A 22,133-nucleotide genomic window follows, 5' to 3' on the forward strand; every position below is an offset into this window, starting at 1 on the left:
GAATTTATGTTACACTGGAGGGAAATAATAGTGAGAAAGAGGGGTTCATAATGAATGCAATTATTTATGCACGTGTGAGTACAACGAAAGAAGCGCAAGAAACGTCATTATTACGTCAAAAAGATGAATTATTGCATTTAGCTGAGCGCTATCAAATGAATGTTGCTAAGGTAATTGAAGAACAGGCTAGTGGGTATACGATTGAACGTGACGGTATATTAGAAGTGCTAGATACCATTCGAGACGAACAAATTGATGTGCTACTCATACAAGATGAAACGCGCCTTGGTAGGGGGAATGCAAAGATTGCATTAATGCATTGTTTACATAAAGAGGGAATAAAAGTATACACGCACACGCATAATGGAGAATTACAATTATCGGATTCTGATTCGATGGTATTAGATATTATTGGTATTGTTGAAGAGTATCAAAGAAAGATTCATAACTTGAAAATTAAACGTGGTATGCAACGTGCAGTAGAAAAAGGTTATCGTCCAGAAAATAATTTGAAGAATCGTCATTTAAGCGTAGGACGAGAGAAGAAAGAAGTGCCAATTGAGGAAATTGTACGTTTACGCCGGAATGAATTAACTTTTGAAGAAATTGCAGCAACACTTCGTGGTTTTGGTCATGAAGTTTCAAAGGCAACTGTACATCGAAGATATGTAGAATATACAAAGCAATTGCTTGATAAAGAGGACTAACTATTGTATGATAATAATCAGTTTTGAGTAAAAGGGGGATTCGAGATGCAAAGTCACGAACTCATTGAACGCATTAACTTCTTAGCGAAAAAAGCAAAAGCTGAAGGCTTAACTGAAGAAGAACAACGTGAGCGCCAATCGCTACGTGAACAATATTTAAAAGGATTTCGTCAAAATATGTTAAACGAACTTAAAGGAATTAAAGTTGTTAACGAAGAAGGTACTGATGTTACACCGGCGAAATTAAAGGCTTTAAAAAAGCAAGATAATGCAAAATTAAACTAAAAGATGGGCGAAGCCCATCTTTTTTATTTATTATATCGGTTATTTAATAACTTTCCAGTTATTGTTGACTGATGCCTCTATCTTTTTGTGCTTCAATATATAGTTAGCGATAAGTTCAGACATATCTGTTGGTATGTCTTTTATTACGGGCTTATTTTGAAACATAAAGAAGTTTCCTCCGCCGCTTGCGCGATAATTATTCATAACGACGTCATATTCTTCATTCATATGAAGAGGAGCGCCTTTATACTGTAAAGATTCTACTCTCTCGCCAATAGGTTTGGAAATGTTTAATACGTACGAAATCCCTTCCCACATATCGTAATTATAGTGTTGTGGCTTCGGTTCTATGAAGGTAGGGTTTACGATGATAGTTCCATCTGCATGTAATGTGAAATAAGAAGCAGAAAGTTCAAGGGCGTTTTTTATATCTGCTCCAGTTATTCTAATTACTTTTAATGTATTTGGATAAATATAATTAGAAACGATGTCACGCATTGTTACATGACCAGGGAAACCTGGAGATGTATTATGGAATAAGCTTGTACAAGAAATAGAAACATTAGCTATATCCATCTGTATCTTATTTATGAATTCAATAAAAGGATGATCTTGCAAACGAGTTTGCATAGCGTCTGAAATTTGCATATCCCCATAGATTAGTCCAATAGGTTGATCGAGCCAATTTTGTGTTTTCTCTTCATAATCGGTAACCAAGGAAAGCATATGTTGGTCCGCCACAATTCCTCGCACGGGCAATAATTGTGAATAACTCTCTTTTTTTACCCATTTTTGTTCTGTTTTCTCGAATGTTACTGTTATTTTTCCGACGGAGTGTCCATTGCATCCAGTCTGTAAAACTGTTACACCATTTATTACGGTGTGAGCGATTTCCCGGTGTTGATGGCCTGTTAGTAAAATATCTATGCCTTCAATTTCATAGCACATTGCATAACCTTGGTTTTCACCTGTTAAAACTTCAGTCGGTACCCCGGTTTGTAAATCGCGTTCAAATCCTCCATGATACGCTACGACTAGTAAATCTGGTTGTTCTTGTTCGCGAATGTAAGAAACCCATTTTTTTGTTGTTTCTAATGCATCTTCAAATTGTAGATCTTGAATGTGATGAGGTTGTTCCCAATTAGGAATGTAATGCGTTGTTATCCCTAAAATAGCAATTTTTATATTTGATTCAATATGTTTTATTATATATGGTTTCCCGAAATAAGGTTCTTTTCTGTTTGTATCTAAAATATTTGCTGATAGATACGGGAAGTTCGCAGTAGAAATAGCATGATTTAATACGTCCATTCCATAATTAAATTCATGATTCCCGATAACTGCAGCATCATAACGTAAATAGTTCGCTAATAAGGACATTGGATTTTGCTTATCTTTTGCATAAGTAGCGTAATGATAAGTAAAGGGTGTTCCTTGTATGAAGTCACCGTTATCAATTAAAAAAACGTTTCTGTTTTGGGAACGTTCTTTTTTTATAAGAGTAGAAATTTTAGCTAAACCAATTTCAGCTTTGGAGTTATCTTGGTAGTGAATTGGATAAACAGTACCGTGTATATCACTTGTTAATAAGATGTTTAAAGTTACAATTTGTTTTTGATTCAATATCATTCACCTTTTCTATTGTTATCTACTAGTTAAGCATATCAAATATATGAAGAGAATTTTAATGAGAATGTATAGAATGTGTAAAGATTCTGTAAATAAGCAATTATTAATAAAAATGTGTGATATATTTCTTCATGTTTACGGAAGGTAATTTATAACAATAAAAATGGAGGCTTTAATATGTTGAAAAAAGTTTTTGCAATGAGCACGACAGTTGTACTGGCGGCGGGATTATTAAGTGGCTGTGGAACGAAGGAATCTAGTGCAAGTAAAACTGAAGATACGAAAAAAGGTTATGTACCGAAGACGTTAAATGTACAATTTGTTCCTTCTCAAAATGCAGATACGTTAGAGGCGAAGGCGAAACCATTGGAAAAGCTATTAAGTGATAAATTAAATATCCCGGTAAAAGTTAGTATTTCAACGAATTACAATACAATTGTAGAAGCGATGGCATCTAAGCAAGTAGATGTAGGCTTTTTACCTCCAACAGCATATGTGCTAGCACATGAGAAAAAGGCTGCAAACGTAATTTTACAAGCACAACGTTTTGGGGTAGATGATGAAACCGGAGCTCCTACAAAGGATTTAGTAGATTTTTATAAATCTGAGTTTGTAGTGAAGAAAGATTCAAATATTAATAGTGTAAAAGATTTAAAAGGTAAAAAAATTGGTTATCAAGATGTAACGTCATCAGCGGGATACGTATGGCCTGCAGCTGTATTGTTAAAAGAGGGGGTTGATCCGTTAAAGGATGTGAAACCTGTTACATTAAAAGGTCACGATCAGTCGCTTATTGCTCTTTTAAATGGTGATGTAGATGCAGCTGTTGTATTCCAAGATGCTCGTAATATTGTGAAAAAAGATTATCCGAATATATTCGATCAAACAAAAATAGTGAAATTTACAGAGAAAATTCCAAACGATACGATTTCGGTACGCTCTGATTTAGATGAAGAGTGGAGCAAGAAATTACAGGATGCTTTCATTGAAATAGGAAAGAATGAGGAAGGTCACAAAATCATTAAAGAAGTATATTCACATGAAGGATATGTTAAATCTGATGATAGTAAATTTGATATCGTTCGTGAATATGGAAAGAAAGTAAAAACGCAATAATACATATGGAAATGGCAGCTAACTGGAAGAAGGGTTTATTTTCAGTTAGTTTGCCGTTTTGAATACATAGAAGGTAGGTAAGATGTGTGATAGAGTTTCGAAATGTCTCCAAAGTGTATCCGAATGGTACAAAAGGATTAAATAATATAAACTTGAACATTCAAAAAGGTGAGTTTGTTGTAATGGTAGGGCTGTCTGGGGCTGGAAAGTCTACACTTCTAAGATCGGTAAACCGTCTTCATGAGATTACAGAAGGCGAAATCATGATTGAAGGTGAATCTATAACTGCTGCAAAAGGAAAAGGCTTACGACGCATGCGCCGAGATATTGGTATGATTTTTCAAAGTTTTAACCTTGTAAAGCGATCAACGGTATTGAAAAATGTATTAGCTGGCCGTGTAGGGTATCATTCGACACTGCGTACAACGTTAGGTTTATTTCCAAAAGAAGATTTGGAGCTTGCTTTTCAATCGTTAAAAAGGGTGAATATTTTAGAAAAAGCATATACGCGAGCTGATGAATTATCAGGAGGACAACAGCAACGTGTATCGATTGCTAGAGCGTTGGCGCAAGAAGCGAAAATCATATTGGCAGATGAACCTGTTGCGTCGTTAGATCCGCTAACAACCAAGCAAGTATTAGATGATTTGAAAAAAATTAATGAAGATTTTGGAATTACAACAATTGTAAACTTACATTCTATTGATTTAGCTAGGCAATATGCGACACGCATTATTGGATTACATGCAGGCGAAATTGTTTTTGATGGCTCAGTAGAAGAGGCAACGGATGAAAAATTTGCTGAAATTTATGGAGACGTAGCGCAGCAAAGTGAATTGTTAGAGGTGGCAGTTAAATGAATGACGTGACGATATATTCGAAATCGATACCGAAGCCGCCGAGTAAGTTGAAACATATGTTAACGGCTATTCTAGTCATTTTACTGTTGTGGGGAAGTAGTGTACAGGTCGACGCATCGTTTTCAAAACTAGTAGTTGGTTTTCCTAATATGATTGATTTGTTAAAAGAGATGGTGCCGCCTGATTGGAGTTATTTTCAAGTTATTACAACTGCGATGTTAGATACAATACGTATGGCGATTATTGGGACGACTTTAGGAGCGATTTTAGCTATTCCACTGGCACTATTGGCGGCAAGTAATGTGTTTACTAGTACATTTTTGTACAGTCCAGCTCGATTGGTTTTAAATTTTATTCGAACGATACCAGATTTATTATTAGCGGCAATTTTCGTAGCTATTTTTGGAATAGGACCACTTCCAGGTATTTTGGCTCTTACTTTTTTCTCAATTGGGCTCGTGGCGAAATTGTTGTATGAGTCAATTGAATCGATTGATTCAGGTCCATTAGAAGCGATGACAGCAGTAGGAGCAAATAAAGTGCAATGGATTGTGTATGGGGTAATTCCGCAAGTGAAAGCGCATTTTGTCTCTTATGTTCTTTATACATTTGAGGTAAACGTACGTGCAGCAGCTGTTTTAGGTTTAGTAGGGGCAGGTGGTATTGGATTATATTATGATCGTACACTTGGGTTTTTACAATATCAACAAACGGCATCTATTATTATCTATACCCTTGTTGTTGTATTGTTGATTGATTATGTAAGTACATTGTTGCGGGAGAAATTATAATGAGTAAAACGACGTTAATCGTACCAAAACCGAAGAAACCGAGTGTGTATCGCTGGTTTATTTTTATAGCACTTGCATTTGTTTATGTATGGGCTTTTTCAGGAGTCCCGTTAGAGGGAATAAAGGATACGGCAGGAGAAATTACAAAAGCAATTATGACAGGTGTATTGAATCCAGATTGGTCGTATGTATCTTTGCCGGATGGTGAGGATTTATTACATGGTTTAATTGATACGTTGGCAATTGCGATATTAGGTACATTTATTTCTGCCTTTTTATCTGTTCCATTCGCTTTTTGGGCGGCAACGAATATGAGCAGTGGAAAATTAACTTCAGGAACTGGGAAGTTTGTACTTAGTTTTGTTCGTACATTTCCGGAATTAGTTATGGCACTTTTATTTATAAAAGCCGTTGGGCCAGGCTCGTTTGCTGGAGTTCTAGCTCTAGGGTTACACTCTATTGGCATGTTAGGGAAATTATATTCAGAAGGAATTGAAAATATAGATAAGGGACCGACGGAGGCGTTAATAGCAACAGGCGCAAATCGCTTTCAAATACTTTGGTATGCAGTACTGCCACAAGTATTACCGGATTTTCTATCGTATACGTTATACAGGTTCGAAATTAATGTACGATCCGCTGCCATTTTAGGTGTTATTGGAGCAGGTGGGATTGGAACACCGTTAATTTTTGCACTGAGTTCACGCAATTGGTCTCGTGTGGGAATTATTTTATTAGGCATCATTTTAATGGTCATTATCATTGACTTTATTTCAAGTTCGATACGGAAGAAAATTGTATAATTTATTTTAAGCACCTATAAAAGGTGCTTTTTTATATAATAAGAATAATAAATGTGAGCAATAGGGGGATAATTTGGCTTTACAGCACGAGTTTGTATTTGTTTCGAATGAAAAAAAGGGTTGGATTTTATAGGTATAGATTGGATTGAACTTTGTTTTCTATATAAAGAAGAGGCAACGATAGATGAGTGTGTTGTATTAAGTGATGAGTTAATCGTATATCTATTAGATTTTACCCATTGGATTCCGACCTATTATCCAGCGAAAAGAGCAGAAGGACTTGGAATTCACTATTATGGTATTACGAAAATAGAACAGCAAGGGGCAGTGATAGCAGAACAGTTATTTTGTTCGCTAGTTAACATGTTTTCTCTAGCGCCAGAAACAATCGAACTGACAGGGCAGTTTCAATGGGAAAATGATAATAATACTGATGGAGAATATGAAAGATACGTATTTGATCGAGATAAATTATGCCAAGATTTAAATTCTTTTATTCGTTTGCTTTGCAGAGTGAAAAATGGGGAAGGATATATTTTGCATTATGGAATTTGAAAATGATGAATAAATATACAGATAATTCCCTTTCTTTTTAAAATAAAAACAATGAAAAAGTATGTCATATTGAATACCCATACATTCCCGAAATCATTGATTTTTTTATGAAAAACCAAAAAAATATCAACATATTTGTCGATACATGTTGTATAATCTTGCGTGGGAAGCTATCATATAAATGTATAAAACGTTTACTAATATAAGCGAAGGGAAGAATAGCATGTCACATTCAATCGAACAACTTTCTATCAACACGATTCGCACATTATCCATCGATGCGATTGAAAAAGCAAACTCTGGTCACCCAGGAATGCCAATGGGTGCAGCACCAATGGCTTATACATTATGGACTCAATTTATGAAACACAATCCAAATAACCCAACGTGGTTTAACCGTGATCGTTTCGTATTATCTGCAGGTCATGGTTCAATGTTACTATACAGCCTACTTCACCTATCTGGTTATGATCTAACAATGGATGACTTAAAGAACTTCCGTCAATGGGGAAGCAAAACTCCAGGACATCCTGAGTACGGTCATACAGCAGGTGTAGACGCAACTACTGGTCCACTTGGACAAGGTATTGCAACTGCTGTAGGTATGGCAATGGCTGAAAGACATTTAGCAGCTAAATATAACCGTGATGCGTATAATGTAGTAGATCATCATACATACGCTATTTGTGGTGATGGAGATTTAATGGAAGGCGTTTCTGCTGAAGCATCTTCATTAGCTGCTCATTTACAATTAGGTCGTCTTGTTGTGCTTTACGATTCAAATGATATTTCATTAGATGGCGATTTAAATCGTTCATTCTCTGAAAGTGTAGAAGATCGTTACAAAGCATACGGATGGCAAGTAATCCGTGTTGAGGATGGAAACGATATTGAAGCTATCGCGAAGGCAATTGAAGAAGCGAAAGCTGACGAAAAACGCCCAACGCTAATTGAAGTAAGAACGACAATTGGTTTCGGTTCTCCAAACAAATCAGGAAAATCAGCTTCACATGGTTCTCCACTTGGTGTAGACGAAACAAAATTAACGAAAGAAGCATATGCTTGGACTGCTGAGCAAGACTTCCATGTAGCAGAAGAAGTATATGACAACTTCCGTAAAACTGTACAAGATGTTGGTGAAACTGCGCAAGCAGCGTGGAACACTATGCTAGGTGAATATGCACAAGCATACCCAGAATTAGCAAACGAATTACAAGCGGCAATGAATGGTCTTCTTCCAGAAGGTTGGGAGCAAAACTTACCAACTTATGAATTAGGATCAAAAGCAGCAACTCGTAATTCTTCAGGTGCTGTAATTAATGCAATTGCAGAGTCTGTACCATCATTCTTCGGTGGATCTGCTGACCTTGCTGGTTCTAACAAAACATACATGAATAACGAAAAAGACTTTACAAGAGATGATTACAGCGGAAAAAACATTTGGTACGGTGTACGTGAGTTCGCAATGGGTGCAGCAATGAACGGTATTGCACTACATGGTGGTTTAAAAACTTACGGTGGTACGTTCTTCGTATTCTCTGACTACTTACGTCCAGCAATTCGTCTTGCAGCATTAATGCAATTGCCAGTAACGTATGTATTCACACACGACAGTATCGCTGTTGGTGAAGATGGTCCAACACATGAGCCAATCGAGCAATTAGCAGCGCTACGTGCAATGCCAAATGTATCTGTTATTCGTCCAGCTGATGGTAACGAATCTGTTGCAGCTTGGAGATTAGCTCTAGAATCTACAAACAAACCAACTGCTTTAGTATTAACTCGTCAAGACCTTCCAACATTAGAAGGTGCAAAAGACGATACGTATGAAAAAGTAGCAAAAGGTGCATATGTAGTTTCTGCAAGTAAGAAAGAAACAGCTGATGTAATCTTACTTGCAACTGGATCTGAAGTAAGTCTAGCTGTTGAAGCACAAAAAGCTCTAGCAGTAGACGGCGTTGACGCAGCTGTTGTCAGCATGCCATCTATGGATCGCTTTGAAGCTCAAACTGCTGAGTACAAAGAATCTGTATTACCAAAAGCAGTAACAAAACGTTTCGCAATCGAAATGGGTGCTACATTCGGATGGCACCGTTACGTAGGTCTTGACGGAGATGTGTTAGGTATCGATACATTCGGTGCTTCTGCTCCTGGTGAGAAGATTATGGAAGAGTATGGATTTACTGTAGAGAACGTTGTTCGTAAAGTAAAAGAAATGCTTTAATGATTTTAGAAAAATCTCTCCGGCATGGAGAGGTTTTTCTATGTAAATGAGTTTTTTCGACAGAAAAAGTTTTTTATCTCTCCGCAGTCAGACAATCATTGCAAAATTTCTTCTATATAATGAAGGGAAAAGGTTGTCCAGATTGGGAGGCGAAAGATGAAAACGTATGAATTGTATTTAATTCAAGAGGATATTGCGAAAGCTTACTTTGGTCGTGAATATTTGTTTTTTGATTTATTTGCTCGATTTTCAGAATCTGGGTCCCTTTCGGAGAAAAAAGTGTTATATAAACAAATGATGTATATAACGATGCCATTACAAGTAATGAAAATTCACCATAAATTAGAACAAGCTTTGCGCGTTCTTGGTAAATATGATCGAACACATCATACACATACACTTTATACAGGAGCGGAATACGGCGAAATAATGGTGAAACCGCACTATATTCGCATGAATACCTCTGGAAACGTTTCTATGGAAACGACTTTCTTTGAGGTGCTAAGGAAGTGTGAATTAACATTTTTAGCAATGGATTATGAAAATACAAAGTACGGATGGCTGAACCCTCTAAAACAAGTACGAACATATGTGTAAAAAATGTCGAATTGTATCTTGTCTTATTGAAAAGGTTTTAGTACACTGTAAGGTAGACAACATGAAGGAGGAAAATATATGCCAATTTGGTTAGGTATTCTAGTGGGCATAGTAGCACTAGTAGCAGGCGTGGCGTTAGGATTTTTTATTGCCCGCAAATACATGATGAACTACTTAGAAAAAAATCCACCAATTAATGAACAAATGTTAAAAATGATGATGATGCAAATGGGACAAAAACCTTCCCAAAAGAAAATCAATCAAATGATGAGCGCGATGAGCAAGCAACAAACAAAATAAGCGCTAAAGGGCACTCGATAAGAGTGCCCTTTCCTATTGGACTTTTAAAGTGTTTAAAACTTTTAAAAATTCTGTATTTTTGGTAAACTGAAAATATCGCTCATTTTAAGGGAGGAGGATAAAAATGAAGGTATTTATTAATTTAGCCTGGTTTTTTAAACAAGAAAAACGAGCGTACATAATCGGAATTATTATGTTATTTGGTGTCGCGCTTCTTGAACTTGTAGCCCCGAAAGTACTAGGTATTGTAGTAGATGAAATTAATAATGGAACATTAACATCTGAGAAGTTGTTGAAGTGGGTTATTTTGTTAGTAGTTGTAGGGATTACTATGTACATATTACGTTATTTATGGCGTATTATGATTTTTGGATCTTCGTTAAAACTAGCTCGTCAATTACGGAAGAATTTATACGAACATTTTACGAAGATGAGTCCATCTTTTTATCAATCACGTCGTACGGGTGATTTGATGGCGCATGCGACTAATGATATTCAGGCGATTCAACAAACTGCTGGATCGGGCGTTTTAACACTGGTTGACTCATTAGCAGTTGGGGGATGTGTACTCGTAGCGATGGGTTTTACAATTAGTTGGAAGTTAACATTGTTAAGCTTAATTCCAATGCCGATTGTAGCGATTTCGACAAACTATTATGGAACGTTATTACATAAAAGGTTTCATAAAGCGCAGCAATCGTTTTCGGAAATCAATGATAAAGTGCAAGAGAGTATGAGTGGGATGAAGGTAATTCGATCACTTGGACAAGAGAAAGAAGATTTGCAAGCATTTCGAAAAAAGTCAGAAGATGTTGTACATAAAAATATGTTAGTCGCACGTATTGATTCGTTGTTCGATCCGACAATCTCACTTATCGTTGGATTTTCTTTTTTAATTGCAGTATGTTACGGGTCAGTATTAGTTGTGAGAGGGGAATTAACTGTAGGTGATCTCGTTACATTTACAACGTATTTAGGTACCCTCGTTTGGCCAATGTTAGCCTTTGGATGGTTGTTTAATATTATGGAGCGTGGGCGTGCTTCGTATGACCGTGTAGAAAAAATTCTCTCTCAAAAATCAGATGTAGTAAATAGAGAAGATGCTGTGCATACAATAGCGAGCGGTGATGTTACATTTGCGGTTGATTCATTTTCATATAAGAAAAATGAATTGTTACAGCTAATAGATGTTCACTTTGATTTAAAGAAGGGTGAAACACTAGGAGTTGTCGGACGTACAGGTGCTGGGAAAACGACTTTATTAAAATGTCTAATTCGTGAGTATGATCATTTTAATGGTGGATTAAAAGTTGGGGAGCGGGATATTCGCGATGTAACACTTTACGGTGTCCGTTCTGCCATTTCATACGTGCCGCAAGATCATTTTTTATTTTCAGCGAGTATTGGGGAGAATATTGCCTTCGGAAGGGCGGATGCTACATATAATGAAATTACCCGAGCTGCAGAGATTGCTTGTATTCATGATGATATTCTCCAATTTTCAGAAGGGTATGAAACAGTAGTAGGAGAAAGAGGCGTTTCGTTATCTGGAGGCCAAAAACAGAGAATTTCTATTGCACGTGCTTTATTAACGGATGCGGAAATTTTAATTTTAGATGATTGCTTATCAGCGGTAGATGCAAAAACGGAAGAAACGATTTTAAATGCATTAAAGAGGGAAAGAGCAGGGAAAACGACGATTATTACTGCTCATCGTTTAAGTGCAATTCAACATGCTAATCTTATACTTGTTGTGGATGAAGGTAGAATTGTGCAACGAGGTACACATGAGCAATTAATGGAAGAAAACGGTTGGTATAAAGAGATGTATGAGAGCCAGCAGTTAGAAGCATTAGTTGAGAAAGGAGGCGTATGATGACTGAGAAGAAGCAGAGTGATTTAAGTAGATTGCTTTCTTATATGAAGCCATATAAAGGGTTGCTATCTTTAGCGTTTATCTTTTTAGTTGGTGCAACAGTAACTGAAATGATGGGTCCTTTTTTAATTAAACAATTTCTTGATGAACATTTAGTACCACGTAACTTTGATCAATCAGCACTTGTTACTCTATTTGTAGTGTATCTAATTGCTCACTTATTAAAAGTATTATTTACTTATTTAGACTTATTGTATTTTCAAAATATCGCTTTTAAAATTGTTCAAGATATGCGTGTTGAAGTATATGATCATGTTCAAAAGTTGTCATTAAGTTTCTTTGATCGTACGCCGATTGGTACGCTTGTATCGCGCATAACGAATGATACGGAAGCAATTAAAGATTTTTATGTGAGTGTATTATCCACATTTGTCAAAAATGTAGTCTTTTTAATAGGTATTTTAGTAGCAATGTTTTTATTAAATGTAAAACTAGCTCTATTTTCTCTCGTATTAATTCCGATCATGTTTGCAATTATGGTGCTATATCGCCGGAAAAGTGCAGCTTTTTATTTAGAAGTACGTAATCAATTGAGCGTGTTAAATGCAAAGTTAAATGAGTCTATTCAAGGAATGAATATTGTTCAAGTGTTCAGACAAGAAAAGCGTATGAGAAAAGAGTTTGAAGAAGTGAATAATAAACATTATAGTGCAGGGCGACGGACGTTAAAGTTAGACGCATTACTTTTACGCCCAGCAACGGATTTAGTTCATATTATAGCAATTGCGTTAGTACTTGGTTTATTTGGAATTGATGCGCTGAAGAGTCCTGTTGAAGTAGGAGTTCTATATGCGTTTGTTAACTATATACACCGTTTCTTCCAGCCTGTAAACGAGATGATGATGAAATTATCATTTTTCCAACAGGCACTTGTTTCATCATCACGTGTATTTCATTTAATGGATGAGAAAGATTTAGCGCCAGTTCAAAAAGGGGATGGAAATCCTCAAGTTGTTAATGGAGAAATTGAATTTAAAAATGTTACTTTTTCGTATGATGGAAAACGTGATGTTTTAAAAAATGTATCTTTTCACGTGAAACAAGGGCAAACGGTTGCTTTCGTTGGGCACACTGGTAGCGGAAAAAGTACCATTATGAATTTGTTAATGCGATTTTATAATATTAAGTCCGGAAATATTGTAATAGATGGTGTAGATTTAGAGGGATTTGAAGAGCAAGAAATTAGAAAGAAAATAGGACTCGTATTGCAAGATGCATTTTTATTTGCGGGAAATGTAAAACAAAATATTCGTATGTATAATGAAGAAATTACGGATGAAGAAGTAAAAGAAGCGGCACAATTTGTGCAAGCCAATACGTTTATTGAAAGATTACCAGAGCAGTATGAAACGGAAGTAGTAGAAAGAGGAGCTGCATTTTCTAGTGGTCAACGCCAATTAATTGCTTTCGCTAGAACGATAGCGACGAATCCGAAAGTATTAGTATTAGATGAGGCAACAGCTAATATTGATACAGAAACAGAAGATGCAATCCAAACAGCATTACAGCAAATGAGAAAAGGAAGAACGACGATAGCCATTGCGCACAGATTATCTACAATTCAAGATTCGGATCAAATCTTTGTTATGCATGATGGAGAAATAGTAGAAAGAGGTACACATCAAGAATTACTGAGTGAACAAGGGTTGTATTATAATATGTATTTACTACAAAATAAAGGAAGTTTACAAAAAGCCTTGTAATTACAAGGCTTTTTTATTTTGTTTATAAAATATGTTTGCTCTTTATGTCTATAGTATAAACGTCGTGACCCTTTAATAAAGTTGTACATATTGTATGTATACGAAATGAAAAAAATTGATAGGAGCTTTTATATGCAAGATAGATCTAGTTCGAATATTACGTTTATCGATGTGTCTCATTGGGAAGGGAATATTGATTGGAATGCAGTGAAAGGATCCGGTATTTCAGCGGCGTATGCAAAAGCGACAGAAGGTGTGAATAATCTTGATCCTACCTTGGTTCAAAATGTACAAGCAGCGCGAAATGCGAATGTATTAATCGGTGCATACCATTTTGCACATCCAGAACTAAATGATGCAATTTCAGAAGCGAAACATTTTGTGAACATATTACAAAGCAATCAGACAGACTTAATGCCAGTTCTAGATTTAGAATCACCGATAGATCCGAGTAATAGTAATTTAACTGGTACTGCTATATCTAATTGGGCAAGAAGTTTCATAAATTATGTGAAACAGGCTACTGGAAAAGATGTCATGTTATATACAGGAGTTTGGTATATTAATGAGTTTGGAATTAACGGGTTAAGTGATATTCCACTTTGGATTTCTAAATACTCTAGTACGCCGCCTGCTGATGCTGGTGGATGGACAGAGTGGACAGCATGGCAATACACAGATTCTGGAAAAATTTCAGGTGTAGTAGGAAATTGTGACGTATCAGCAGCGGTTTCATTAGAAGCTTTGCAAGGAAATGGAACAAATGGTGGTGGAAATGTTTCCCCGCCTAGTACTGCTACTGCAGTCTACGGTGTTGCTGTAATTAAAGGCGATAATGTAAATTTACGGAGTGGACCATCTTTACAATCTAGTGTAATCCGCCAGCTAAATAGAGGAGAATCGTATGAAGTTTTGAACGAACAAGGTAGCTGGCTTGCTTTAGGTGGAAACGAATGGATATACTATGATCCAAGTTACATTCAGTATAAACATTATGTGGCGACTATTACTGGTGATAATGTGAATCTGCGGGATGCTCCATCATTAACTGGAAATGTTATAAGACAGTTACATCATGGTGAGGCTTATAGAGTATGGTGTAAGCAAGATGGATGGCTTGGTTTAGGTGGAAATGGCTGGATATACTATGATCCAAGTTATATTCAGTATGGTGTACAATAAAATGCATGTAAAAGGTATCTCGCCTGAGGTGCCTTTTATTCTGCTATTTGAGAGCAACCTGAAACGATCAGTAGGGCATGGGAAAAATGGCTTATTAAAGTCTCGTTTCATTAAAAATATGTAATTTTTGCAAAGTGTATATTGAAAGCATAGTATAATATAATGGATGTTTATAAAAATAAATGAAAATGGAATAAAGGAGTAAAAATATGGATTATGTGCTAATAGGTGTGATTTTATTATTATTAGCTGTAGCATTCGTGCTGTTCTATAAAAATAAACAGCTAGAATCAGAGAGTCAGCAAGTAGAGTTTGAAAAGAAACAAGCAATTGAAACGTATGAAAGTGAAATTGCAGCTACGGTTACAGAGCATAAAGAACAACAAAATACATTGAAAAGTATGGAACAGAAGAAATATAATGATTTACAAATAAGTGCAGCTAGAGAACTTGAAAATATGCGTATGATGAAAAATCAATTAGCTGTGCAACATAGTAAAGAACGCAGTGAAGTGCAAGAAAAGCATAGTAACGAAATACATATGTTTCAACAATTAATTGCAAATTTGCGAGAGTATACGAAAAATGGCGCTGAAGTGAATACACACGAAACATTACATTATATGAAGCGAGGCTTCGTAGAACAAGGCATAATACTAGATAATGAATTTCATATTATGCCGAATGTTTTTATTAGAAATCAGCACGGCGGAAATGATTTTCGAATTCATCATCTTGTCTTAAGTAAAACGGGTATGTATCTACTTGAGACGAAAGAATGGACAGGGAAATTAATTCATGGCTTAACGAAAGAAAATGCTAGTATATATTCATTTATGATTGATGAAATTGGCAAGTACCAACAAGAAGTAGAGAAAGAAGAGACGTTTGAATGCATAACAGGTGAAGATTCATTAACGATACAAGTGAAAAATGAAGGGAATCCAGTATATAGAGCGAAGAAACTAGCTCATATTCTATACAATTGTTTGAAAGAAATCCAAGTTGATATTGTAAAGGAAAACGTAAAACCGATTGTATATTTTTATAATGAGAGTGGGAAAGAAGTGCTAGATCTTTCTAAAGAAAAAACACCGAGATTAAAAGATAGAGAGCAAATTGTAGCGTTCTTCAGAAATGAGATTTTAACAGGGAAAGTAATATATACAGATCAAGAGTTAGAAAAGCTTCAAGAAACCATTAACCGGATGAATTATAAAATGAATTAAAAAGAGGTGGGCTTTCTGAGTGCTATATTAAGGGGTATTTTGTATGTTTATGTTTGTTTATATATACTAATGTATCTTGCGTTTATGTTTGTTATTGATTCGGTCCATATGTCAGTAAGTGTAAAAAGTATGTTTGTAGTAGTCATGCCATTTGCTATATTAGTCGTGATTCAAAAGTTCGTCTTACGTACTTCTGTAAATCGTAATACAGAAAAGAAGCAAATGCTAGGTGTAATGATAGTAGGATGTATTCTATTGTTAGTGTGCACTGCACAATTAAGTATGAATACATACACCTCAAAGTTTAATCAAGATCGGTGGTTACATGCTGAAGAAAAACGGGTACATATGGTAGATGATCTAATGCAAAAATATAAATTAACAGGGAAATCAAATGAAGAAATTACAACATTATTAGGAACGCCTACTGAAACGAGAAATGGAGAAGAAGGGATTATCACTTCGTACTATCTTGGAAATGAACGTGGCTTTATTTCAATTGATAGTGAACAGCTTGTTTTACAATTTGATAGAGATGGTAGGGTTATGGAATATAAAAAGAAGCTATATGTTATAGCTTCTTTTTATATTCCAATATAGTAAATGTAGGCAAATAGTAGTCATTCCTATCTATACGAATCGGAATGAGTCTGTTATATTGTAAATGGTTATGTAGTTTAATAGTTTACTAGATGACATATATTTTAGTTGAGGAGGGGGAATTTAACACGTATTTAATTATGACGTGTTAAGTATTATGATGAAAAAAAGATTTTATAATGTTTTAGCTGCATCGATTGTATTTAGTATGGTAACGATTCCAAATTATTCCTATGCTAGCGAGCTTGAAAAAACTGTGACAGTTTCACCTGATGAACAAGCTTTAAAAAGTATTGAAAACCATATGAAAGATGAAGATGGTCGAGGAGAAGATAAAGGAGTACAAAATGAAGTGCCAGGTGAATTTCTTGTACATATAGTGAAAGAAGTACCTTTATATGATGCTAGTAATCTTCAAAAAGAGACAGGGGTTCATATTTCGAATCAAGTCGTAAAAGCTGAGAAGAGAAAAGGAAACGCTTACTATGTTCGGACTTCATCTGGAACTGGATGGATACAAAATAGTGAGAGGAATGTAGAGATTAAAGAAGTTCATACGTTATCAAGTGAAAAGTTAGTTATTAATGAAGAAGCCTCTACATACTCTGAACCATTTGCTTCATACAAAGAAGAAAATGTATTGGAGCCACAAACTATTCAAGTAATGGGACAGGCGGGAGAATGGTTCCAAGTAAAAATCAATGATGAGATGAAATGGATTTATTCCCCTTCAGCAAAATTCGAAGGAACGAAGGCATCGCTTATTCAGGATACAGAACCAACACGTACGAAACGTGCAGCAGTTATGTATGCTGCGCCAGTAGAAGAGAAAACAACAGATATTTATGGCGTAACTTTAAAAGAAATGATTGTACCGAAAGGAAATGAAAATATTCGTCCAGGTTATGCGATGAATCCGAAGTATATTACGATTCATGAGACAGATAATTACAGTGTTGGGGCAAATGCTAGAAACCATGCAATATATTTATATAACCAAGCAACAGGAACGGAAGATCGTTCAGCATCTTGGCATTTTACGGTAGACGATAAAGAAATTTATCAACACCTTCCACTAAATGAAAATGGTTGGCATGCTGGAGATGGAGCAGAAGGAACTGGAAATCGAGAATCGATTGCGATTGAAATCGCTGTAAATGAAGATGGTGATTATAATAAAGCTGTTGAAAATGCTCGTAAATTAACAGCGTATTTAATGGGAGAATTACATATTCCTTTAGAAAATGTGAAGAAACATCAATTTTGGAGCGGGAAGAATTGTCCGGCTATTATGATTAAAAATAATGCGTGGGAACCATTCTTACAAGGAACAAAAGTTTATTATGATGCGAACCATAAAGATGATATAACAGGTGGTTGGTACGAAGCAGACATTCGTGAATTAGATAAACGCGGCATTATGGTTGGGGATGGAAAAGGCTCTTATTGGCCAGAGCGTCTTGTAACACGTGGTGAATTTGCGAATTTAATTTCAAGATCATTGCAGTTACCTGAAGGGTCATCAAATTTTAATGATTTAAATACAGCACATCCATCGCTAATAGATGGTATTAATCGTGCAGCAACTGCCGGGATAATAAGTGGTAGAGGGAATGGGACATTTGCTCCAAATGATACGATTAAACGAGATGAAGTTGTTATCATGATTGACCGTGCACTGCAATATAAAAAAATTAAAGGTAACTTAGTTCCATTACCATTCTCGGATCAAGATTTAGCATATGATAAACAAGCTGTACAACGTGTTTATGGATTAGGTATTGTAAAAGGAAATGAAAATAATGAATTTATGCCGAAAGGTGCTGCAACACGTGGAGAATCGGCAGCATTTATTAATAGAATGTTAAAAGTAATTGAAAGTAAATAATGAAAATGCATTCGCTTTTGCGAGTGCTTTTTTATTTTTCAATACGTTACGGAAGGGAGAGAAAGGTTTTGAGGGGAATAAGGAATGAAAGCGGAGGTGAGGCATATATATAGATGCATTGGGTTGTTTTTTATCGTGCATAAACGGGAAGCCCGATTATAATCAGTGCGGAGTGGACTAAACTAAACCTTTACTGATTAAACTTTCACTTTATCATATTGTATAAATGAAGAGGAGGTAAGACGGTGAAAGCTATACCGACTGATGTCCTGAGTAAAGAATTGATGGAAAGAGAAGGGGTTATATCTATTACAGTAAAGGAATTTGAAAAGATAGAAGTAGCTGGAGTGGTAGTCGCTGGTCCTGCGGTTATTTTAATTAATCAAGATTAAGTACATAGTATCAATTTAGACAAGTAAGAAAGCATCCGTTCAGGGTGCTTTTGAAGTTTTCAATGATAATGACATTAGTTTTCGCTGGATGTATGTTATGGATGGAATAAAAATAATATAGCAAACTAATATGTTTTACGAATGAATTATGTAAGTAATTCATATTTCCCATATAAAAGGATTTGCTTTAATATAATGAGTGTAAAGTTCGAGTATTCGAAGTACTACTTGAATTATATCCCTATCCCTTTTCTAAAAATGCGAACAAGTTTTGCCCTATTCTATTCAATAATTAATTGCATAGAAATATATTGTTCGATGTCCATTATGGAACGTACATAATGGGAAAATCCCGATCCTTAAAGAGGATGCCCCTAATCTTCATGTGAAAATATGATCGGATAAGAAAGCTGACCAATTTATGGTCGGCTTTCTTTTTGTTCAAAAGTTATTTCTTCTTTAATTTCTGTTTGCAATAGTAAAGCTTTTCCGAAACGACGTTTACATTCCGCACGTACCTTTTCAATGGCTAGTAGCTGAGTAGTGGCGGGAACTGTTACGATAGCTTGGCGCGGTTTTCGATTTTCTTCACAAAAGACACATTCCACGACATATTTAGAAATCATATTTTCATCCTTCCGTTTTTAATTTCTAAGTAGGGATTGTCTATGAAGTTGATGTAATCTTTCATCATTGTTTTATTATTTTCCTCTTTTTTCAAGGGGAAAATAAAAAGGAAGACGAATAGTAGTAGGGGAGGGATGTATATGGAAAGATGGGTAGGTTGTGCGGCAGTATGTGTAAATGAAAGAAATGAAGTTTTAATGGTGTTGCAAGGGCAAAAGGGTGAAGAAAAAAGGTGGTCTGTTCCAAGTGGCGGGCTTGAAAAAGGAGAAACACTAGAAGAATGTTGTATTCGAGAAGTTTGGGAAGAAACAGGTTACAATGTGGAAGTTGTAAATAAAATATATGAAAAAGAAGGTATTACATATGGGGTTCCTGTATACGTTCATTATTATGTCGTTAAAAAAATAGGCGGTAGTATGAAAATTCAAGATCCTGATGAGTTAATATATGAAATCGCTTGGAAAAAGATAGATGAATTGAAGGGATTAACGCTATCTTTTCCGGAGGATTATGAGATTTTAAATACATATATAAATAAAAAAGCGAGTGTTTAAACACTTGCTTTTTTTAATGTATCCACGATAAGAAAAGTGGAACGATAACTAAACTAGCTCCCGCTGTTAAAAGCATAGATAAACTTGCAATCGTTCCTTCTACAGGGCCGATTTCGAATGCTTTTGATGTACCGGTTCCATTTGCGCTCGTGCCTAACATAATGCCTTTTGCGAGTGCGGTTTTAATACGACATATGCGTATGAGAGAAGGACCGAGCAGTGCCCCTGTTAATGCAGTTAAAACAACAAATACGGCTGTTAATTGTGACATACCACCAATCATTTCTGAAATAGCCATTGCAATTGGTGTTGTTACAATATGAGGTGCCAAACTATGTTCTAACGATGAATCAATTTGAAAATAATTTGCTAGTAGTGCTGAAGTAATAACTGATAAAAAAGAACCGACAATGACGTTAAGTAAGATAGCTATTCCATGTTTCTTGAGTAAATCAAAGTATTTATAGATTGGCCATGCAAAAGCAACTGTTGCAGGCTTTAATAATTCTGTTAACCATTGACCACCTGTTTCATATGTTTCATAAGGTGTGTCTAGTCCGAGTAATAAAGCAATTAAAATAATAGGACAGACGAGAAGAGGAGAAAGTAAGCTCCAATTCCAGCGTTGATACATTTTCTTCGATATCCAATATGTGAATAGTGTTAATAATAAACAAAGAAAGCCGATCATTGTGTTGATCCTTTCCGCTTTAGTAGCAATTCTGTTAAAAGTCCTGTAACTAAGGTAACGCAAAGTGTACTAATCATAATAATTAAAATGAGATCGATTCCATATTGTGATAGTGTATCTTTGTAGCGTATGACAGCGACTGCAGAAGGAATGAAAAATAAAATAAGTTCTTTTAATAAAAAGTCTGCTCCGTCTTGTATCCACTCTTTTTTCACTAGGTTAAATTTTAATGAAATTAATAATAAAAAAATACCGATTATACTTCCTGGAACTGGGAGGTGTGCCTGTTTTGTAATCCATTCACCTGTCCAAGCGAAACAAAATAATAATAAAATTTGTCCGCTTAATTTCCACCATTTCATACAGTAACCACCTCTTTCTATTTTTACATAAAAATTGTAAAAAAGAATTAACAATTTCTACTATACGTTCATTCAAAAAATTTGTCTAATATATAAATTATATGTTATTAATATATTAGATGTATTAATCGAAAGTGAAAAGGGTGTCCAAAATGGAATTACGGCATTTGCAATATTTCGTTGTAGTGGCAGAGGAGTTACACTTTGGACGAGCAGCTGCTCGTTTACAAATGACACAACCACCGCTTAGTCAACAAATTCAGCAATTAGAAAAAGAAATGGGAGTTATGTTATTTTCAAGAACGAAGAGAAAGGTTGAATTAACAGAGGCTGGAGAAATGTTTTTAAAAGAAGTAAAAAAAGCGTTCGAACAAATTGAAAAAGCAGTAGAGATTGCACAAAGTGCCCAAAGGGGAGAAGTGGGCTCACTTTCAATTGGTTTTGTAGGTGCGGCGATATATGATATTTTACCATCTATCGTAAGGGAGTATAGAAAGAAATTTCCGAGAGTGTCTGTTGCACTACATGAGCTGTCAACACCAGATCAAGTGCATGCACTTCACGATAACCGTATTGATATTGGTTTTTTACGTCCACCAATTCCAACGCAATTGCTAGAGTTAGAACCAATTCAAAGGCTTTCTTGTACGTTATGTTTACCGAAGGCGCATCCACTTGCTGAAAAGGATGAAATACATATTGAAGATTTAAGAGACGAACCGTTTGTATTTATTACAAGGCCCGTATGGCCAGCGTTATACGATACAATTTTATCACTTTGCCGTGACGTCGGGTTTAGTCCACATATTGTACAAGAAGCAACGGAATATCAAACAGTTATGGGACTTGTAGCGGCAGGAATTGGAATTACGGTAATACCTGTATCGGCGAATAAATTGTATAAAACAGAAGTCGTATATAAAGAGTTATATGATTCTAATTTTGTTGCAGAAATGTCAGTAGCTTACAAAAAAATGAATACTAACCCAGAACTTTTAGAGTTTTTAAAAATCGCAAGAGAGAAGAAAAGAATCGAAGTTGAGGATGAGATTAATTAATTTATTTAAAAGTACACCTCGTTAAACACTAAAGCGGAAATGCA

General features: G+C 35.6%; 22 protein-coding genes and 1 pseudogene. 19 read left to right on the forward strand and 4 right to left on the reverse strand.

Annotated features, from left to right (window positions below):
• Window positions 1–50 precede the first annotated feature (50 nt).
• Together K5S59_RS02165 and K5S59_RS02170 are read left to right on the forward strand one after the other, a co-directional pair.
• Window positions 51–707 carry a YneB family resolvase-like protein gene (locus K5S59_RS02165; RefSeq protein WP_000991463.1) on the forward strand — a complete coding sequence of 219 codons (657 nt, stop codon included), beginning with the start codon at window positions 51–53 and terminating at the stop codon, window positions 705–707.
• A gap of 45 nt (window positions 708–752) precedes the next feature.
• On the forward strand, window positions 753–992 hold the full coding sequence (locus K5S59_RS02170; RefSeq protein ID WP_001190582.1) for a DUF896 domain-containing protein: 240 nt from the start codon (window positions 753–755) through the stop codon (window positions 990–992).
• Window positions 993–1,031: 39 nt separating this feature from the next.
• Here the strand turns inward: K5S59_RS02170 and K5S59_RS02175 are convergent, their stop codons facing one another.
• Window positions 1,032–2,615, reverse strand: coding sequence for a bifunctional metallophosphatase/5'-nucleotidase (locus K5S59_RS02175; protein WP_001072210.1), 1,584 nt, complete (start codon window positions 2,613–2,615; stop codon window positions 1,032–1,034).
• A 183-nt stretch (window positions 2,616–2,798) separates the two neighbouring features.
• Here K5S59_RS02175 and K5S59_RS02180 point away from each other — a divergent pair, with 183 nt between their 5' ends.
• From K5S59_RS02180 to K5S59_RS02250, 15 genes and pseudogenes are all read left to right on the forward strand, one after another.
• On the forward strand, window positions 2,799–3,737 hold the full coding sequence (locus K5S59_RS02180; protein ID WP_000915073.1) for a phosphate/phosphite/phosphonate ABC transporter substrate-binding protein: 939 nt from the start codon (window positions 2,799–2,801) through the stop codon (window positions 3,735–3,737).
• An 86-nt stretch (window positions 3,738–3,823) separates the two neighbouring features.
• The gene (gene phnC / locus K5S59_RS02185; RefSeq protein ID WP_000569262.1) at window positions 3,824–4,597 is read left to right on the forward strand and encodes a phosphonate ABC transporter ATP-binding protein; all 774 of its coding nucleotides are present in this window, start codon (window positions 3,824–3,826) and stop codon (window positions 4,595–4,597) included.
• On the forward strand, window positions 4,594–5,388 hold the full coding sequence (gene phnE / locus K5S59_RS02190) for a phosphonate ABC transporter, permease protein PhnE (RefSeq protein ID WP_001000747.1): 795 nt from the start codon (window positions 4,594–4,596) through the stop codon (window positions 5,386–5,388). Before phnC ends, phnE (K5S59_RS02190) begins: the two co-directional genes overlap by 4 nt.
• Complete coding sequence (phnE, locus tag K5S59_RS02195; RefSeq protein ID WP_000047914.1) at window positions 5,388–6,191, forward strand: phosphonate ABC transporter, permease protein PhnE; 804 nt, start codon at window positions 5,388–5,390, stop codon at window positions 6,189–6,191. Before phnE (K5S59_RS02190) ends, phnE (K5S59_RS02195) begins: the two co-directional genes overlap by 1 nt.
• 73 nt (window positions 6,192–6,264) lie before the next feature.
• Window positions 6,265–6,746, forward strand: a pseudogene (locus K5S59_RS02200) (coproporphyrinogen III oxidase).
• 223 nt (window positions 6,747–6,969) lie between these two features.
• The gene (gene tkt, locus K5S59_RS02205) at window positions 6,970–8,970 is read left to right on the forward strand and encodes a transketolase (protein ID WP_000019749.1); all 2,001 of its coding nucleotides are present in this window, start codon (window positions 6,970–6,972) and stop codon (window positions 8,968–8,970) included.
• Between the two features lie 156 nt (window positions 8,971–9,126).
• Window positions 9,127–9,567, forward strand: coding sequence for a sporulation inhibitor of replication protein SirA (sirA, locus tag K5S59_RS02210; RefSeq protein ID WP_000860645.1), 441 nt, complete (start codon window positions 9,127–9,129; stop codon window positions 9,565–9,567).
• Window positions 9,568–9,645: 78 nt separating this feature from the next.
• Complete coding sequence (locus tag K5S59_RS02215) at window positions 9,646–9,867, forward strand: YneF family protein (RefSeq protein ID WP_087948877.1); 222 nt, start codon at window positions 9,646–9,648, stop codon at window positions 9,865–9,867.
• A 124-nt stretch (window positions 9,868–9,991) separates the two neighbouring features.
• Window positions 9,992–11,743, forward strand: a complete 1,752-nt coding sequence (locus tag K5S59_RS02220; RefSeq protein WP_098873102.1) for an ABC transporter ATP-binding protein — start codon at window positions 9,992–9,994, stop codon at window positions 11,741–11,743.
• A complete protein-coding gene (locus tag K5S59_RS02225) occupies window positions 11,743–13,506 on the forward strand; it encodes an ABC transporter ATP-binding protein (protein WP_000136740.1) in 1,764 nt (587 codons plus the stop codon). The genes K5S59_RS02220 and K5S59_RS02225 overlap by 1 nt, the downstream gene beginning before the upstream one ends.
• Before the next feature lie 132 nt (window positions 13,507–13,638).
• Window positions 13,639–14,688 carry a GH25 family lysozyme gene (locus tag K5S59_RS02230; RefSeq protein WP_001154089.1) on the forward strand — a complete coding sequence of 350 codons (1,050 nt, stop codon included), beginning with the start codon at window positions 13,639–13,641 and terminating at the stop codon, window positions 14,686–14,688.
• A 209-nt stretch (window positions 14,689–14,897) separates the two neighbouring features.
• The gene (locus K5S59_RS02235; RefSeq protein WP_000386815.1) at window positions 14,898–15,917 is read left to right on the forward strand and encodes a nuclease-related domain-containing protein; all 1,020 of its coding nucleotides are present in this window, start codon (window positions 14,898–14,900) and stop codon (window positions 15,915–15,917) included.
• A gap of 6 nt (window positions 15,918–15,923) precedes the next feature.
• Entirely contained in the window at window positions 15,924–16,517 is a 594-nt protein-coding gene (locus K5S59_RS02240; RefSeq protein WP_162937145.1) for a hypothetical protein, read from the forward strand.
• 160 nt (window positions 16,518–16,677) lie between these two features.
• Window positions 16,678–18,405 carry an S-layer homology domain-containing protein gene (locus K5S59_RS02245; protein WP_098873106.1) on the forward strand — a complete coding sequence of 576 codons (1,728 nt, stop codon included), beginning with the start codon at window positions 16,678–16,680 and terminating at the stop codon, window positions 18,403–18,405.
• Between the two features lie 245 nt (window positions 18,406–18,650).
• Complete coding sequence (locus K5S59_RS02250) at window positions 18,651–18,797, forward strand: BC1881 family protein (RefSeq protein WP_000644411.1); 147 nt, start codon at window positions 18,651–18,653, stop codon at window positions 18,795–18,797.
• 419 nt (window positions 18,798–19,216) lie between these two features.
• On the opposite strand, the gene K5S59_RS02255 is transcribed toward K5S59_RS02250, so the two are convergent.
• Complete coding sequence (locus K5S59_RS02255; protein WP_000624203.1) at window positions 19,217–19,423, reverse strand: DUF3903 domain-containing protein; 207 nt, start codon at window positions 19,421–19,423, stop codon at window positions 19,217–19,219.
• A gap of 141 nt (window positions 19,424–19,564) precedes the next feature.
• Here K5S59_RS02255 and K5S59_RS02260 point away from each other — a divergent pair, with 141 nt between their 5' ends.
• A complete protein-coding gene (locus K5S59_RS02260; protein WP_120450757.1) occupies window positions 19,565–19,978 on the forward strand; it encodes an NUDIX hydrolase in 414 nt (137 codons plus the stop codon).
• Between the two features lie 13 nt (window positions 19,979–19,991).
• On the opposite strand, the gene K5S59_RS02265 is transcribed toward K5S59_RS02260, so the two are convergent.
• Both K5S59_RS02265 and K5S59_RS02270 read right to left on the reverse strand, forming a co-directional pair.
• On the reverse strand, window positions 19,992–20,669 hold the full coding sequence (locus tag K5S59_RS02265; RefSeq protein WP_000578956.1) for an LrgB family protein: 678 nt from the start codon (window positions 20,667–20,669) through the stop codon (window positions 19,992–19,994).
• Window positions 20,666–21,031 (reverse strand): CidA/LrgA family holin-like protein, encoded by a 366-nt coding sequence (locus K5S59_RS02270; RefSeq protein ID WP_000872373.1) that lies wholly within the window; start codon window positions 21,029–21,031, stop codon window positions 20,666–20,668. Before K5S59_RS02270 ends, K5S59_RS02265 begins: the two co-directional genes overlap by 4 nt.
• A gap of 152 nt (window positions 21,032–21,183) precedes the next feature.
• Between K5S59_RS02270 and alsR the strand changes: the two genes are divergently transcribed.
• On the forward strand, window positions 21,184–22,089 hold the full coding sequence (gene alsR, locus K5S59_RS02275; RefSeq protein WP_000423228.1) for an acetoin biosynthesis transcriptional regulator AlsR: 906 nt from the start codon (window positions 21,184–21,186) through the stop codon (window positions 22,087–22,089).
• Window positions 22,090–22,133 lie beyond the last annotated feature (44 nt).

It is taken from the genome of Bacillus sp. BML-BC051 (genome assembly GCF_019656175.1).
GTDB classification, from domain to species: domain Bacteria; phylum Bacillota; class Bacilli; order Bacillales; family Bacillaceae_G; genus Bacillus_A; species Bacillus_A mobilis.